Consider the following 15991-nt stretch of genomic DNA (forward strand, 5'->3'; position numbering starts at 1 on the left):
CACAAACTGCTGGGGCTTCGGCCCAAAACCTAAATCAGATGGCACAAGACTCGCAAGGGCTAGTACATAAAGTTCAATCACCGGCACAAGATGGCGCCGTGCGGGCCCTCGTGCTCACCGGCTTCGGCATCAATTGCGAAGAGGAAATTGCGGCCGCCTACCGGCTCGCCGGGGCCCAGGCCACCATTGTGCACCTCAACCAGGTGCTGCACGGCGCGGTGAGCATCCACGATTTTGACGTGCTGACCTTCCCCGGTGGGTTCTCGTTTGGCGACGACCTGGGCTCGGGCGTGGTGCTGGCCAATAAGCTGCGCTACCGCCAGACGGGCCCCGGCGGCCGTACCCTGCTCGACGACATCAAGCAGTTCGTAGCCGATGGCAAGTTCGTGCTCGGCATCTGCAACGGCTTCCAGGTGCTGGTGAAGCTGGGCCTGCTGCCCAACCTGGGCGGCGACGTGACGCCCGAAGTGACCTTGACGCACAACGCCTCGGGCCGCTACGAGGACCGCTGGGTGCGCCTGCGCGTCAATCCGCTGTCGAAGACGCCTTTCCTTAAAGGCCTCGATGTGCTGGAGGTGCCCGTGCGCCACGGCGAAGGCCGCCTCGTGGTGCCCGACGCCGCCACCCGTGGGGCCCTGCAAGCGGCCGGCCTCAACTGCCTTTCCTATATAGATGCGGCCGGCGACGGCACCAGCGAGTACCCCCACAACCCCAACGGCGCCGACCTCAACTGCGCTGGCCTCACCGACCCCACTGGGCAGGTGTTCGGCCTGATGCCGCACCCCGAGGCGTTCCTCTCGGCCTTCAACCACCCCGACTGGGCCCGCCGCCGCCGCCAAAACCCGGGGGCCCCGGAAGAGGGGGCGGGGCTTCAAATTTTCAAGAATATTGTGGAGCACATTGCTCAAAAGCACTCGGTTTTAGCCAACTAGGTCCCACAACATGAATACCCTCACGCACTTCGCTTCCTCCCAACTCCCGCCCTTGCACCGTGGCAAGGTGCGCGACAGCCTCCGGGCCCCCTCCGGCGACCGCCTTATCATCGTGACGGACCGCCTTTCGGCGTTTGATTCGGTGCTCGAAACGGCCATCCCCTACAAGGGCGCGGTGCTCAATGGCCTGGCCGATTTCTGGTTTGCCAAAACCGCGCACATCATTCCCAACCACGTGCTGAAATTGGTGGACGCCAACGCCATGCTGGTGAAGGAAGCGCAGCCGATTAAGGTGGAAATGGTTGTGCGCCAGTACCTGACGGGCTCGATGTGGCGCGGCTACCAGGCCGGGCAGCGCACGTTTTCGGGCGTGACGGTGCCCGACGGGCTGACCCAGAACCAGGCCTTCCCGCAGGCTATCCTGACTCCTACTACCAAGGAGGAGTCGGACCGCGAAATCACCCCCGAAAACCTGGTGAGCGAGGGCTGGGTGAGCAAGGAGCTGTACGACCAGATGGGCGAGAAGTCGCTGGCACTGTTCGCTTTAGGTTCGCAGCTGCTGGCCGAGAAGGGCATCATCCTGGTTGATACCAAGTACGAGTTTGGCTTGCTCGATGGCCAGTTGATTTTAATCGACGAGATGCACACGCCGGACTCGTCGCGCTTCTGGGCGGCCGACGACTACGCGGCCAACCCGCTCACTGCCACGCAGATGGACAAGGAGTACGTGCGCCAGTGGCTGATTGCCAACAAGAAAGACGGCCAGTACCCCCGCGCCCTCACCCCGGAAGTGACCCAGGAAGCCAGCCGCCGCTACCTCGACATCTACCAGCGCATCACCGGCCAGACTCTGCCCGCGGCGGAAACCGCCGAAGCCGGGGCCCCCGGCTCGGGCCGCCAGGATGCCCGCGCCCGCCTGGTGGCCAACCTGGTGCAAGCCGGCATCATGAAGGAAGCTTAGGTGAACATCGTGATGCGCTCGGCTGCCGCGGGCTTCTCGTACTCGGCCTCAGTGGGGCCCGGCCACCAACGTGAACGTGCCCATCATCAGCTGCCCGCCGTGGATGGACTACGCCGAGTTGGCCATGAATCTGAATTCGCCGGTCGTCATGCCTTCGGGCACGCCCAACCTCACCGTGGTACGCCTCGACAACGCCACCCAAGCTGCTCTTAATGAGCCCCGCCCGAGCGAGAAGTTGAGCCAGGAAATCATCGCTATCAAAGCTAAGTTGAAGGCAGCAGGCGCGGAATTAAAGGCGTTGTAGCTCTTTCTTTTTTACCCTATTCCATTATATGGCAATTTTCATTCGTCGGCTTGGTCTGGCTGACAGCCAAGTATATCAGGAGATTCGGCTGACCAGCTTAGCCGAGTCCCCGGCCAGCTTTGGGGCTTCTTACCAGGAAGAAAGCCGGTTGGATGGAGCGGGCTTTGCAACGCTTATTGACGCAGCGGCTAAAACGGCGTTCGTCCTGGGCGCTTTTGATGATGATGCGTTGATTGGCATTTGCCGGTTCACCCAGGAAGAAAGGCGCAAAACCCGGCACCGCGGCAGCCTCCAGTCCATGTACGTGCGCCCGGCCTACGGCGGCCAAGGCGTTGGAAGCCTGCTGTTGCAGCAAGCGGTGGCAGAGGCGTTCGCCAACCCGGACATCCAGCTGATTTTGCTGGGGGTGGTGGCGGACAACGCCGCGGCCAACCGCCTGTACGAGCGCCTGGGATTTGAAGAATACGGTGCCCTGCCGCACTACTTACTAGTGAGCGGCAATTATTACACCATGCGGTTTATGGCGTTGAAGCGCCCGGCCGTCATCCCCGAAACCCACGCATGAAACCCATCATTCTCCTCGGTTCCGGGGCCCGCGAGCACGCTATGGCCGCCAAGCTGACCCGCGACGGCGCGTCGGTGCAGGTGGTGCCCGGCAATGCCGGCATCCCCAACAGCCACCCCGGCCTTGACCCGCTCGACTTTGCGGCGCTGGCGGCCTACGCCCGGCACCAGGGCGTGCGGCTGATTGTGGTGGGCCCCGAGGCCCCGCTGGCAGCCGGCGTGGCCGACTACTTCGCCGGGACTGACATTCAGGTGTTTGGGCCGACCAAGGCGGGGGCCCTGCTGGAAAGCTCCAAGGTGTGGAGCAAGGACTTCATGCGGCGCCACGGCGTGGCCACGGCCCAGGCCTGGGCGTTCCGCAGCGACGAGGTGGCCGCCGCCCGTGCCCAAGCCGCCGCGCTGGGCGGCCAGGTGGTGGTGAAGTACGATGGCCTGGCCGCCGGCAAGGGCGTGTACGTGTGCGGCTCGCCGGCCGAAGCCGCGGCAGCGCTCGATGACTTGCAGGCGCACTACACCGGCGCATTTTCTTTCTTGTTAGAGGAGCGGCTGACGGGCCCCGAAATCAGCATCATCGGCCTCACCGACGGCCACGAGATGAAGCTGCTGGCCACCTCGCAGGACCACAAGCAGCTGCTGGCCAATGACGAGGGCCCCAACACCGGCGGCATGGGCGCCTACTGCCCCGTGCCGTTTGCCGACGCCGACGTGCTGGCCGATATCCAGCGTGATATTGTGGAGCCCACCCTGCGTGGGCTGCAAGCCGAGCCGTTCGAGTTCCGCGGCTTCCTCTACTTCGGCATCATGCTGACGCCCACGGGCCCCAAGCTGCTGGAGTACAACGTGCGCCTCGGCGACCCCGAGGCCGAAGTGCTGCTGCCGGCGATGGACAGCAGCCTGCTGGCGCTGGTGGAGGCGACGCTCGACGGCACACTGGCTCGCCAGGTGGTGCGGCAGCGGCCGGGCGCGTTTGTGGGCGTGGTGCTGGCTTCGGGCGGCTACCCGGTCAGCGGCTTCCCCACGGGCTTTCCCATCACGGGGCTGGAAAAATTGCCGGCCGGGGTGGAGGCTTTCCACGGCGCTACCCGCCGGAATACTGAGGGTCAGCTGGTTACTAACGGCGGGCGGGTGCTGGTGCTCAGTGCCCAGGGCCCCACGCTGGCCGCCGCCACGGCCCTGGCCTACGAGGCCGCGGCGCTGGTTGCGTTCCAGGATAAGTACGTGCGGCCCGACATCGCCCAGCGCCCCGCGCCAGTGCTAACCCAACGCGCCGTAAATTGAAGCTTGAAACCGCCATTATGACGACCTCGCCGCTCCCTGCCGGCCGCCGGCCCCCCGCCGCTACTGCCCGGCCCCCCGGGCCCGGGGCCCCCGCCAAAGCGCGGCTGGCCATCCTGCTCTCGGGCCGCGGCTCCAATATGCTGGCCGTGGCGCGCGCCACCCAAACCGGCATTTTGCGCGACCTGGCCGAGGTGGCCGTGGTGTTCAGCAACCGGCCCGACGCGCCCGGCCTCGCCGCCGCCGGGGCCCTGGGCTGCCCCACGGCAGCGCTGCCCAGCCAGGGCCGCCCGCGGGCCGCTTTCGACGCCGAAGCCGCCGCACTGCTCCAGCAGTACCGACCCGATTTTGTGGTGCTGGCGGGCTACATGCGCATCTTGTCGCCAGCCTTCATCCAGCCGTTTGCGGGCCGCATCGTCAACATCCACCCCGCCGATACCCACCAGCACCAGGGCCTGCACGCCTACGAGTGGGCCTTTGATAACCACCTACCGGAAACCAAAATCACCGTGCACCTCGTGGACGAGGGCCTCGACACGGGCCCCGTGCTGGCCCAACAAACGGTGGACCTGCGCGGGGCCGGCACGCTGGCCGAAGTAGAGCGCCGCGGCCTGGCCGTGGAGCACGAGCTGTATGCCCAGGCGTTGGCCGATTTGATTCGCAGCGGCCATCGTGCAGAAAAAGAACGTCATGCTGAGCGTAGTCGAAGCATCTCTCCCGCTGACTAATTAATTACTGCCGCAGTAGAGATACTTTACTGCGTTCAGCATGACGTTTTACAGGTAAACTTTTAATTCAAAAATATGTGCGGTATTGTAGGTTTCCACGGCCCCGACAACGTGGTGGGCGACATGATTATCGGCCTCACTGCCCTCCAGCACCGGGGGCAAGACGCGGCCGGTATCGCCACGTTTGACGATTCCTTTCACCTGCACAAGGGGCAGGGGCTTGTGAACGACGTGTTCAAGCCCAAGCACGTGAAAAAGCTGAAGGGCCACACCGGCATCGGGCACGTGCGCTACACCACGCAGGGCGCCAACGACTCCGACCTGGCCCAGCCCTTCACCACCAGCTACCCGTTCGGGCTGGCGATGGTGCACAACGGCAACGTCATCAACTTTCGCGACGTGGCCAAGCGCCTGCACGACCACTACCACGTGCTGCCCAAAACTACCAACGACCTGGAGCTCATCATGTACACCTTCGCCTCAGAACTGCGCGTGAAGGACCTGGACCACCTGAGCGTGGTGGATATTTTCGACGCCGTGGAAACCACCCAGGCGCTGGTGGAGGGCGCCTACGCCACCATCACCATGATTGCCGGGCACGGCCTGCTGGCCTTTACTGACCCGCTGGGCATCCGGCCGCTGGTGCTGGGCCGCCGTGACACGCCTGAGGGCCCCGTGTTTGCCTTCGTGTCGGAGAGCACCTGCTTTGATTATTTGGACTTTGAGTTTGTGGAAAACGTGGGCCCCGGCCAGGCCATTTTTATCGACAACAACTTCCAGGTCCACTACAAAAACCCCTACGCGTTGCCCAAGAATTTCTGCGCCTTCGAGCAGATTTACTTCGCCCGCGAAGACTCCGTGATTCACGGCCGCCTGGTGGCCCGCGAGCGGGTGCGCCTGGGTAAGTTGCTGGCCCGCAAGGTGGCCGACGCCGGCCTGAAACCCGACATGGTGATTGACGTGCCCAGCAGCGGCTACTTCGCCGCCTCCGGCTTGGCCGAAGCCATTGGCGTACCCTACCGCCGGGCCTTGGTGAAAAACAACCACATGGGCCGCTCGTTCATCGTGCCCACCCAAGCCGGGCGCGAGGACGTAGTGAAGAAAAAGCTCAACCCCATCCGCGACTTTGTGCGCGGCAAAAAGGTGGCCGTGGTCGACGATAGTATCGTGCGCGGCACCACCTCGCGGCGCATCGTGCGACTGCTGCGCGAGGCGGGGGCCCTGGAGGTGTACTTCATTTCGAGCGCGCCGCCCATCGTTTCGCCCTGCATCTACGGCATCGACATGGCCATGAGCACTGAACTGATTGCGGCTAACTATTCGGAGGACGAAATTTGCCGCTACATCGAAGCCGACCGGGTGATTTACCAGGATTTGTCGGATTTAGAGGAACTGTTCGCCGAGGAGCGTGGCCACGGCGGCTCGTGCTTCGCCTGCTTCTCGGGCAAGTATCCCACCGGCGACGTGACGCACTACCTGCGCCACGTGCAGGAGGAGCGCCAGAGCCACCGCGGCGATAAAAAAGGTAAGAAGCTGGCCAGCACTTCAGTAAGTGCTAAGGCTCCCGAACCCACGGAGCACTAGGCTTTTAGGGCCCCGGGCCCGTCATGATGAGCGGAGCGGAGCGCAGCCGAAGCATCTCTACTGCGGCAGTAATCCATAATCAGTCAGCGCGAGAGATGCTTCGCTTCGCTCAGCATGACGGCCTTTCGGTTTGTCTACAGTTAATCGTTTTTATTACTTCATGTCTACTTCCCCCTCCGAAAACCCCGCTGGCTACTCCATCGAAGAAGGTAACGCCGCCTCGCGCAACGCCTATGGCTGGGCCAAAAAAACCTTCGCCAACCGCACCGGCCTGCCCGGCGAGCCTGCCCAGGATTTGGACGGCGGCTTCTCGAACGAAATCCGGTTTGGGGCCGAGCGCCTGGGCATCAGCTCCGACGGCATCGGGACCAAGATTGAGGTGGCCGAGCGCCTGAACCGCTACGACACGCTGGGCTACGACCTCATCGCCATGACGGCCGACGACCTCATCGCCGCTGGCTTCGTGCCCACCAACTTGTCGAACATCATCGACGTGAACCACCTCGACTACGGCGTGGTGGACCAAATGATGCGCGGTCTGCACGACGCGGCCAACTTCGCGAAAGTGGCCATCACCGGCGGCGAGATTGCCGAGCTGGGTAACCGCATCGGCGGCTGGCCCGGGGCCCAGATGAACTTCAACTGGTGCTCCACGGCCATCGGCGTGCTGCACCCGAGCCTAGCCCAGCCTTTGAGCGGCAAAACCGCCCAGGCCGGCCACGCGGTGGTGGCCCTGCGCTCGCCCTCGTTCCGCTCCAACGGCTACTCGCTGGCCCGCAAAACCCTGCAAAAGCTGTTCGGCGATAACTGGCACGAGGCTCCCTACGACGGCCCCGACGCCGCCGAGTTCCCGACCTGGGGCGACGCCATGCTGGCGCCCTCACTCATCTACTCGCCCGGTATCACGGCCCTGCTCGACGCCGGCCTGCCGCTGCACGGCGTGGCCCACATCACCGGCGGCGGCGTGGCCGACAACTTCCAGCGCGTCCTCAAAAACGGCCTGGGGGCCCTATTGGATAACCTGTTCGCGCCGTTACCCGCCATGCAGCGCCTGTGCGAAGTGGGCGGCATCAGCCCCGAAACTGCCTACCTCTACTGGAACATGGGCACCGGGATGCTCGTCGTGACCGAAGCCGCCAGCGCCGCCGCCGTAGTGGCCGCCCTACAAGCCAGCGGCTACGACGCCCAAGTGGCCGGCCACCTCACCGCCGAAGCCGGCGTAACGCTGCGCGTGGGAGCGGGGGAATTGCGGTACGGTGCGGCGTAATCCTGGCCGCTTGGGGAAAGCCCCTTGGTGATGCAGCCTGCGCGAGTAGTGCCCAGTTCCGGAAATAATTAGGAAGCCTCGCCAGACATTGGCGGGGCTTTTTAGGTAAGGATGGCGCAGGTTTCCGGCCGGCAGCCGTTCAGCGGTATTACGGCGAGCGAGTCCCGCGGGCTGGAATCCTGCGGATACCCTGCATGGGCGCAGCTCCGCGCCATTGCAAGAAATTGCGGCAGAAGATAGGCCAACACGGAGGGTTTGGCGCAGGTTGCTTAGTTTTGTGCAAATTACTTCCTCACCATTCAGTGTTATATGAAACGTTTACCTTTTATTCTTCTTTTTATTATTTTCGCCCTACCGGGTTTGAATGCCCACGCACAATCTAAAAGAAAAAGCAGCAGCGGCGATTCGGGCTATAGCACCGGCATCGGTCTGCGTGGCGGCGGCTACTCTTCGGGACTTACCATTAAGCACTTTCTAAGCGGAAAAAACGGGGTAGCTATTGAAGCCTTGGTCACGACAGAGTACAAAGCCCGCGGTGCCCGCCTCACTCTGTTGGGCGAAAAGCACAAGGCTATTTCGGATGTGAAAGGCCTGCAGTTTTTCTACGGGGCCGGCTTCCATGCGGGGGCTTATCAGGGCCGTTATTACTTCGAAGATGCTCGTTATTACCAGGGCCATAAAGATGACGACTATATCCGGCGCTACGACTACCGTTACGACGACGCGACTTACATAGCGTTTGGTGCCGACTTGATTCTGGGCCTGGAATATAAACTGGCGGATTTGCCGTTCGTGGTAGGCGTCGATTACAAGCCTTTCTTTGAGGTCTATAATGGATATACCGGTTTCTACAACGATGCCGCAGTAAGCCTTCGCTACACTTTCTAGCCGCATCAAAAACAATCGAAAAAAGCCCCATCGGTAACCGATGGGGCTTTTTTCTTTACAAGAATCTGTTTGCCCCAGAGCTGAATGTATACTAAAAAATATATATAATTATACTTATTTATTTTGCTTATGTCATCTTCCCCCGCTGCCATGAGCACCATGCTTCAGTTCGTTGCCAACTACGATGACCTATCGACCGACAAGGGCTACCAGTTCAAGTTCCACTGCGACAAGTGCCGCAACGGGTACATGTCGCGGTTTCAGCCCAACGCCATCGGCATTGCCGGGGGGCTGTTGCAGGCGGCTAAGTAACTGGCCTTATTTAATCTAACATTGCTTCGATCGTAAAAATCTGTTGAACAGTATTTTGTATCTTGGCAATTGATGGTTTAAATAGGTTTAGCCTCTTAGCAGCTTTTTTGGGGGCTTAAGCGGGGCTGAGAACGCGGCCTACCACATCCAGCGGGCCATTGGGGGCAAGGCCCACGACGGGGCCCTGGAAACGGCTGTGGACGAGGGCAAAACCTACTTCAAGCAGTGCACGCGCTGCGGCCACTGGGTGTGCCCCGACGTGTGCTGGAACGGCAGCGCCGGCCTCTGCGAAGACTGCGCGCCCGACGAGCAGGAGGAGCTGCGGGCCCAGCAGGCCCAAGCCACCCGCGAGCAAATCCAGACCAAGACCCGCGCCCAGGACTACACCCAAAACCTTGATTTCCTGGGCCGTACCCCGCTGGTGCAGTGCGCCAATTGCCAGGCCAAGCTGGCCGCCGGCCAGAAGTTTTGCCCCAGCTGCGGGGCCCCCAACGCCGCGGCCCAGGTGCCGGGCCGGTTTTGCACCGGCTGCGGCACGGGCCTGAAACCCGACCAGAAATTCTGCGCCGACTGCGGCGCGAAAAACTAGGCGGCGTGGGCTGAATAGGGCCCCGGCCAGCCCCGGGGTCATGTTTTACGTTAGGGCGGGGGTGAAGCAATTTCTCCTCTTCTTTCTCCTGGCAGGTTTGCTGGAGGCGGGGCCCGCTAAGGCCCAGCCGGGCAGCCCGGCCCCGGCCCGCATCTGGGATACCAACCGCAACGCGTGGCTGTGCTACTTCTCCGATGCCCAAGTGTACCGGCGCTGGGGCCTGCACACTGAGTTCCAGTACCGCCGCACCAACGGCCTGCGCGACCCGCAGCAGTATTTCTACCGCACGGGCGTCAACTACGCGGCCTCGGAACAGGTGATGCTGACGGCGGGCTACACCTACCTGCTCTCGCTGCCCTACGGCGACTACCCCGACCCGGGCCGCACCGGCGAACGGCGCATCTACGAAAAGGTCGAAATTGACCAGGCAACGGGCCGGCTGGCCTTGGCCCACCGCTACATCCAGGACCAGCGCTGGCTGCGGCCGGAGGGCCAGGCACGGTTCGATTTCCAGCACCGCTCGCGCTACCGTTTGCAATTGAAGTTTGCCCTCACCCGGCCCAAAATTGAGCCCGGGGCCCTGTACGCGCTGGCATCAGATGAAATCTTCGTTAGCTACGGCCACAACGCGCCCAGCTTTTTCAACCAGAACCGCCTCTACGGCGGCCTGGGCTACCAGTGCACCAAGGCCTTGGCCGTGGAGGCCAGCTACCTCAACCAAGTGGTGGCGCACGACGACAACATCGTGTACGAAGACAACCGCACGGTGCAAGTGAGCTTGTATTTCAACCCTGATTTCCGGCCGGCCAGCCAGCGGTAGCTGGGCCCCAGTAGCGGCGCGCGCCAAAAACCGCGACCTTTGCGGCTTCATTTTTAGCAGCCGGCGGCTGCGTTTTATGCCTGTTTCTACTTCTTCTGCGCCGTCGAAAACGGCGTTGCTCACGGCTTTTGCCCTGGTTTACATTATCTGGGGCTCCACGTACCTGGGCATTCGGTTTGCCATCGAAAGCCTGCCGCCGCTGCTGATGGCGGGCACCCGCTACGCTCTGGCGGGGGCCCTGCTCTACGGCGCCATGCGGCTGCGCGGGGCCCCAGCGCCGTCGGGGGCCAGCTGGGGCCGGGCGCTGCTCATCGGCATCTGCCTGATTTCCTTCGGCAACGGTGGCGTGACGCTGGGCGAGCAGTACATTTCCTCGGGGCTGGCGGCGCTGCTGGTAGCCACGGTGCCCATGCTGCTGGCGCTGCTGGGCTGGGCCAGCGGGGTGTCGGGGCGGCCCACGCCGCTGGCGGCGCTCGGCTTGGGGCTGGGCCTGGCGGGGGTGTACCTGCTGGCGCGGGCCTCGGCGGGGACGGGCAGCGCGGTGGCCCAGCCCGGCCATGAAATCCTGGGCATAGCCTGCGTGCTGGTGGCGGCGCTGGTCTGGGCCATCGGCTCGCTCTACGGCAAGCGGCGGCCGGCGGTGGCCTCGCCCTTCGTGGCCGGCGGCATGCAAATGCTGTGCGGCGGCCTGGTGATGGTGGTGCTGGGCCTGGCCCGCGGCGAAACCCAACACCTCGACCTAGCCGCCGTCAGTGCCAAGTCGTGGTGGGCCTTTGCGTACCTGGTCACGTTCGGCTCGCTGGTGGCCTTCACGGCCTACGTATGGCTGCTGCAAGCCGTGGAGCCGGCCCTGGCTGGCACCTACGCCTTCGTGAACCCGGTGGTGGCCGTGAGCCTGGGCTGGGCCTTCGGCGGCGAGCAGCTGAGCTGGCCGATGCTCGGCGGCGGGGCCCTGGTGGTGGTGGCCGTGGGCCTGCTGCTGCTGGGTAGTAAGGCCCCGGTGGTGGTGGAAAAGGATAAATTAATGGAATAAGCTGCCAAAATTGAATGGCTACCGAAATTAACCATTACTGTTAATTTCAAGATTGAGCCATGTGCCCTGTTGAATGTTCAACAGCACATTCAAAAAGTATTTTCCGCCGTCCTCTACCATCACAATCTCTCGAGGTTGGTCAGTTTTATAGGCTCCACAAAAGCAATTAACCCATACTTCCTTTTCGCCCTTCGCATTAATTACGGCAACTAACTGGCGCTTGTAATTGGTAAGGTTAATCAATACCTGTCTGTCAGTATACACTCTAAGCGAATGGTTTTTTCGCCATTCACTTAGAGTAACTCCTTGCTTCTCATTATAATCCTCAATGCAGCGCTTTAGTACTACTTCAGCCTGAATCAATTCGCTTGGAGAAAGCGAAGCAGCTGCGACGTTTTGAAAAATGTACTTGTTTAGTTTCTTATCGTAGGTGCGAAAAATGTATTTATCCCGCTCCTCATCGTAAGGGAAAACCGCCACGCGGCGGCTATCTGCCACCGGCTTCGGCGCAACCGTTCGGGGCCCCGGTTTCGCCGCCGCTGGTTCTGATTCCCGCGTCTGGCAGCCGGTCATTATTGCTAGAAAGCCGGCGGCCAGGGTTCGCAGGGAAAGCATAGGATCAGTTCGCGCTGTACGTTGCGGCAAGGTAGCGCGGGTTGTAGCGCGGATTTTGCAGTCCGCGTTTTTGAACGGTCGCTGCACGGTCATCGGCAGGACGAAGCGAGCGACGTGGATTCGCAAAGTCCACGCTACTTCACGCTGTATGTTACCGCCAGGTAGTAGAGGCCGCCCACGCTGGGCCCCCCGAGGTAAGTCACGTAGTAGTTGTTCAGCACGTTGCTGGCGCCCAGCTTGAAGCGCAGGTTGGGGGCGGGCACGGCGTAGGTCACCTGCGCGTCGAGCGAGTCGTAGGCCGGCACGTCGCCGTTCACCAGAAAGGTTTGCGAGTAGTAGTGCTGCTGCCAGCGGTAGTTGAGGCCGAAGCCGAAGTTGCCGACGGCTTTTTCGTTACCCAGGCTCAGGTTGTAGGCCCAGCGCGGGGTGTTGAAGCCGTCTTCCAGGCCGTCGCCATTCGCGGTGCGGTCGAGGCGGGTGTAGGTGGTGTTGGCGCCCGCGAGGTAGCCGCCGGCCACTTCGTAGCGCAGGCCCAGCGAGCCGCCGTAGTTGTACACCTGGCTCTGCGAGTTCGTCCAGAGGCGGTAGCGGGCCTGGCCGGCGCGGGCGCTCAGAGCGGTGGCGATGGTGTTGAGGTCGGTGCCGGTGTTCAGGGCCACGCCGGTGCTGGTCTGGGGCACGTAGGCTTCCACCTGGGCAATGAAGTCGTGGTACGAATTGTAGTAGAAGTCCACGTCGGCTTGCAGGCGGCCGCCGGGGCCCAGCGCGGCCTTGTAGCCCAGCTCCAGCGAGCGGATGTACTCGGGCTTGAGGTACGTGTAGGGGTTTTTGACGAGCCGGCCTTGGTTGGCCAGTACGGCCGCCGCGCGCTTCTGGGCCGTGGTTTGGGCCGAGGTGTTGGCGTTGATGTTGGCCGTGACGGCCGTGTTAAAGGCGTCGATGCTCGTGCGTAGGTAGCTGTTCTCAAACACGCCGTCCGACATCACGCGCAGCCCGCCGATGCGCTTCACCTGGCCGCTGTTCACGTTGCTGAAGCCTTCGAACAAGCTCGGGAAGCGGTAGCCGCTCTGGTAGCTGAGGCGGAAGTTGTGGCGTGGCGTGGGTGAGTACACGGCCGTGAGCCGGGGGTTGAACCTGGCGGTGAAGTAGTCGTTTTTGTCCACCCGCAGCGTGGCCGTGAGGCGCAGCTTATCGGCCAGCAAGTGGGCCCCGGCCTGCACGAAGCCGCCGGTTTTGCTGTACACCAGGTCGTCGGTCGGGGCGTGCTCCTTCTCCGGGTTCACGAAGTAGTTGCCGTCGGGCACCACGAGGTAGCTGCGGTGGTCAGCCCCGGCCAGCAGGTCGAAGGCCGCGGGCAGGGGCTGACCACCGCGCCGCAGGGCCTCGGCAATGTTCACCTGGGCCTCGGCGTGGGCTAGGTTAGCGCGCACGCGCAGGGCCGCGCCCACGTCCCAGTTGTTGATGGTGGAAAGGGCTTTCAGCTTCTGGTCGAAGGCGGCGGTGCCGGGCTGGTAGCGGCCGGCGTCGGCGGTGGTGCGGGCGGTGGCCAGGGCCTGGGCCACGGGCTGGCCGCCAGCAGTGGCCGCGTTCCAGGCGTTGGTGAAGTCCTGGTTCCAGGTGGCGTCGGGCTTGTAGCTGCGGTCGATGTTCTCGGCCGCCGAGCGTAGGTTATAGCTTTGGCCCGTAGTTTCTTGCGTGAAGTAGGCGCGGGCCTGCACCACGGGGCCCGTCAGCTGCAGGGCGTGCTGCTGCAAGAGGTAGCCTTGCAGCCGGAAGCGGTTCGAGCGCTGGTACACGTTGTCGAAGCTCGCCACCCGGTAGGTGTAGCTCAGCTCCGATTCCGCGCCCAGCTTGCGGTGGATGGCCAGGTCGCCCTTCAGCGTGCGCAGGTCGTAGCTGGTCACATCTTTCTCGTTGTAGCCGGTGCGGGCCACCGAGTACTGCTTGCCGCCGAGCGTGAGCGTGCTGCGGTCCGACGACTCGTTGCCGTAGCGGTTCACCTGGTCCTGGGCCGGGTTTTGGGCCCCGAACAGGCCGGTGGTGGCGTTGCCGTTAGGGTTCAGCTCGGTCTGGTCGTTGGCAATCCAGTCGTAGCCGCGCAGGTACGTACCGTTAATTTTAAAGGCCCACTTATCTGACAGCACTTTGGCAAACCGCACGCTGGTTTCGGAGTAGGCCTTGGCGCCTACGTTGGGGTCACTGATGTGGTTGACGCCCGTTTTTTGCAGCACGCTCAGCCCCTCGTACTTAAAGGGGTTGCGGGTGCTGAAGTTGGCCAGCCCATTAATGGCGTTCAGCCCGTATAGGGCCGAGGCTGTGCCCGGCACCACCTCCACCGCCAGAATATCGAGGTCGCTGGGCCCCAGTACATTGCCGATGGGCCCCCCAACGTGCGGCGCCTGGTTATCGATGCCGTCCACGAGCTGCGCGAAGCGCACGTTGGTGGTGTTGGTGAAGCCCCGGGCGTTAATCACCTTAAAGCCCAGGCTGGGCGTAATCACCTGCACGCCCTTGAGGTACTCGATGGCGTCGAAAAACGACGGCGCCGGCGTGAGCCGTAACGCCCGCGGGTTAATCTTTTCCACCGTCACCGGCGACTGCAAGATGCTCTCCTCTACCCGCGAGGCGGCCACCACCACCTCGCCCAGGCCCACTTTCGCAGTGTCGCGCGGGGCGGGGCGGCCCGGGGCCCCCTGGGCGGCGGCGGCGGGCGGCGGGAGCAGCGCAAGGGCCACGGCCGTCGCCGCCGCGCCCCGCAAAGCGCGTAATTTATGCACCATATAAGTTGGCAAAGGAGACTTCCAAAAGGTCGTATTTTGAGAAATATAACGCCCGGCACACGTCGTACTTCAACTTGGCCGCGGGGAAACCAGCGGCTATAGTCTGACAAATATAACGGTCAGCAAAAGTAGTTATTTGGAGCGCCAACTGGGCCAGCCGACAGTTGCTTCACCGGAAGCTCATTACTCGGCCAGCCGCTGGGTTTCTTCGGCCAGGAAGGTGCGGAAGCGGGTTTGGACGCCCTGAAAGTCGGCCACGGCCCGGGCCCCGGCGGGGGTGAGCAGGGCCCCGCCGCCGCTTTTGCCGCCAGTTTGGGTGGCCACCAGCGGCGTAAGGGCCTGGGTGTTCATGGAGTGTACCAGGTCCCAGGCGCGCTTGTAGGACATGCCCATGGCCGCCGCCGCCCGCGAAATGGAGCCCGTAGCCTGAATCTGAGCCAGCAATTCGAGCCGGCCAATGCCGAGGAAACGGTCGTGGGGCCCCTGCACCCACACGCGGCCTTCGAGGCGGTAGTCGGCAGGGGTGGGCAGCAGGTCTTTCATAGGCGCAATTTTACGTAGAAACCGCTGGGGCCGTCCGGCCGCCGGCTACGCCGCCGCTACGGGTAGGAAGGCATTGATGGCCGCAAGGATTTCGCAGGGGCCGTGAGCTGGGGGAAATGGCCGGAAGTATCGATGATCCGCAACTGGCTGTCGGGCAGCAGCTCGTGCAGGTAGCGGCCTACGGCCAACGGAGCCACCACATCGCGGGCCCCCTGCAAAATCAGGGCGGGGATGGCCAGCAGGGGCAGGTCGCGGCGGTGGTCGCAGAGGAAAGTGACGCGGGCGAAGTGCCGGGCCAGTGCGGGGTTGGTGAAGAGGAAACTGTTGGTCAGCTCCGCAACCAGGGTGTGCTGGTCGGGGAGTACCGTGGCGGCCAGGGCCCCAGCCCAGTCGTGGTAGTTGTTTTCCATCGTGGCCAGTAGCCCGTCGATGTCGGCTCGTTCGAAGCCGCCGTAGTAATCGTTGTCGTTGATGAAGCGCGGCGACGGGGCCAGCAGCACCAGCCGGGCGAAGCGGGCCGGCTCCTTAATGGTGGCCAGCACCCCAATCATCGAGCCGGCCGAATGGCCCACGAATACCACGTCGTGGAGGTGCGGTTCGCGCAGCACGTCGAGCAGGTCGTCGGCGTGGCCGTTGAGCGAGCCGTGGCGGGCGTAGTCGTAGGCCGTGGGGCCTGACTGCCCGGACCCCACCAAGTCGAAGTGTACCACCTGGTAATGTTTTTCAAAGGCCGGGGCCAGCAACCGCCAAGTGCTTCGGCTACAGCCCAGGCCGTGCGAGAAAACAATGGCTGGGG

General features: G+C 63.1%; 17 protein-coding genes. 13 read left to right on the forward strand and 4 right to left on the reverse strand.

What is annotated here, in order from left to right:
* Positions 1-38: 38 nt before the first annotated feature.
* From DDQ68_RS17940 to DDQ68_RS18000, 13 genes are all read left to right on the forward strand, one after another.
* Positions 39-932, forward strand: a complete 894-nt coding sequence (locus DDQ68_RS17940; RefSeq protein ID WP_109657534.1) for a phosphoribosylformylglycinamidine synthase subunit PurQ — start codon at positions 39-41, stop codon at positions 930-932.
* A gap of 10 nt (positions 933-942) precedes the next feature.
* Positions 943-1893 carry a phosphoribosylaminoimidazolesuccinocarboxamide synthase gene (locus DDQ68_RS17945; RefSeq protein ID WP_109657535.1) on the forward strand — a complete coding sequence of 317 codons (951 nt, stop codon included), beginning with the start codon at positions 943-945 and terminating at the stop codon, positions 1891-1893.
* Between the two features lie 70 nt (positions 1894-1963).
* Positions 1964-2197 (forward strand): hypothetical protein, encoded by a 234-nt coding sequence (locus DDQ68_RS17950; RefSeq protein WP_162550219.1) that lies wholly within the window; start codon positions 1964-1966, stop codon positions 2195-2197.
* A gap of 28 nt (positions 2198-2225) precedes the next feature.
* Entirely contained in the window at positions 2226-2762 is a 537-nt protein-coding gene (locus tag DDQ68_RS17955) for a GNAT family N-acetyltransferase (protein ID WP_109657537.1), read from the forward strand.
* Positions 2759-4039 carry a phosphoribosylamine--glycine ligase gene (gene purD / locus DDQ68_RS17960; RefSeq protein WP_109657538.1) on the forward strand — a complete coding sequence of 427 codons (1281 nt, stop codon included), beginning with the start codon at positions 2759-2761 and terminating at the stop codon, positions 4037-4039. The genes DDQ68_RS17955 and purD overlap by 4 nt, the downstream gene beginning before the upstream one ends.
* On the forward strand, positions 4036-4764 hold the full coding sequence (gene purN, locus DDQ68_RS17965; protein ID WP_245897095.1) for a phosphoribosylglycinamide formyltransferase: 729 nt from the start codon (positions 4036-4038) through the stop codon (positions 4762-4764). Before purD ends, purN begins: the two co-directional genes overlap by 4 nt.
* A gap of 75 nt (positions 4765-4839) precedes the next feature.
* Positions 4840-6348, forward strand: a complete 1509-nt coding sequence (gene purF, locus DDQ68_RS17970) for an amidophosphoribosyltransferase (RefSeq protein WP_109657540.1) — start codon at positions 4840-4842, stop codon at positions 6346-6348.
* A 160-nt stretch (positions 6349-6508) separates the two neighbouring features.
* Positions 6509-7615 (forward strand): AIR synthase-related protein, encoded by a 1107-nt coding sequence (locus tag DDQ68_RS17975; protein WP_109657541.1) that lies wholly within the window; start codon positions 6509-6511, stop codon positions 7613-7615.
* A gap of 309 nt (positions 7616-7924) precedes the next feature.
* On the forward strand, positions 7925-8503 hold the full coding sequence (locus DDQ68_RS17980; RefSeq protein WP_162550220.1) for a hypothetical protein: 579 nt from the start codon (positions 7925-7927) through the stop codon (positions 8501-8503).
* A 150-nt stretch (positions 8504-8653) separates the two neighbouring features.
* Positions 8654-8815, forward strand: a complete 162-nt coding sequence (locus tag DDQ68_RS23050) for a hypothetical protein (protein ID WP_162550221.1) — start codon at positions 8654-8656, stop codon at positions 8813-8815.
* Between the two features lie 196 nt (positions 8816-9011).
* Positions 9012-9404, forward strand: coding sequence for a zinc ribbon domain-containing protein (locus tag DDQ68_RS17985; protein WP_162550222.1), 393 nt, complete (start codon positions 9012-9014; stop codon positions 9402-9404).
* A gap of 61 nt (positions 9405-9465) precedes the next feature.
* Complete coding sequence (locus DDQ68_RS17990; RefSeq protein WP_162550223.1) at positions 9466-10224, forward strand: DUF2490 domain-containing protein; 759 nt, start codon at positions 9466-9468, stop codon at positions 10222-10224.
* A 76-nt stretch (positions 10225-10300) separates the two neighbouring features.
* A complete protein-coding gene (locus DDQ68_RS18000) occupies positions 10301-11257 on the forward strand; it encodes an EamA family transporter (protein WP_109657545.1) in 957 nt (318 codons plus the stop codon).
* A 27-nt stretch (positions 11258-11284) separates the two neighbouring features.
* Here DDQ68_RS18000 and DDQ68_RS18005 read toward each other — a convergent pair whose 3' ends face one another.
* The 4 genes from DDQ68_RS18005 to DDQ68_RS18020 form a co-directional block, all read right to left on the reverse strand.
* Complete coding sequence (locus tag DDQ68_RS18005) at positions 11285-11965, reverse strand: hypothetical protein (RefSeq protein WP_162550224.1); 681 nt, start codon at positions 11963-11965, stop codon at positions 11285-11287.
* 41 nt (positions 11966-12006) lie between these two features.
* Positions 12007-14652: a TonB-dependent receptor gene (locus tag DDQ68_RS18010; protein ID WP_211320170.1), complete on the reverse strand. Its 2646-nt coding sequence runs from the start codon at positions 14650-14652 to the stop codon at positions 12007-12009.
* 183 nt (positions 14653-14835) lie between these two features.
* Positions 14836-15195 (reverse strand): winged helix-turn-helix domain-containing protein, encoded by a 360-nt coding sequence (locus DDQ68_RS18015; protein WP_109657547.1) that lies wholly within the window; start codon positions 15193-15195, stop codon positions 14836-14838.
* Between the two features lie 56 nt (positions 15196-15251).
* Positions 15252-15938: an alpha/beta fold hydrolase gene (locus DDQ68_RS18020; RefSeq protein ID WP_245897096.1), complete on the reverse strand. Its 687-nt coding sequence runs from the start codon at positions 15936-15938 to the stop codon at positions 15252-15254.
* Positions 15939-15991 lie beyond the last annotated feature (53 nt).

The organism is Hymenobacter nivis (genome assembly GCF_003149515.1).
GTDB classification, from domain to species: Bacteria; Bacteroidota; Bacteroidia; order Cytophagales; family Hymenobacteraceae; genus Hymenobacter; species Hymenobacter nivis.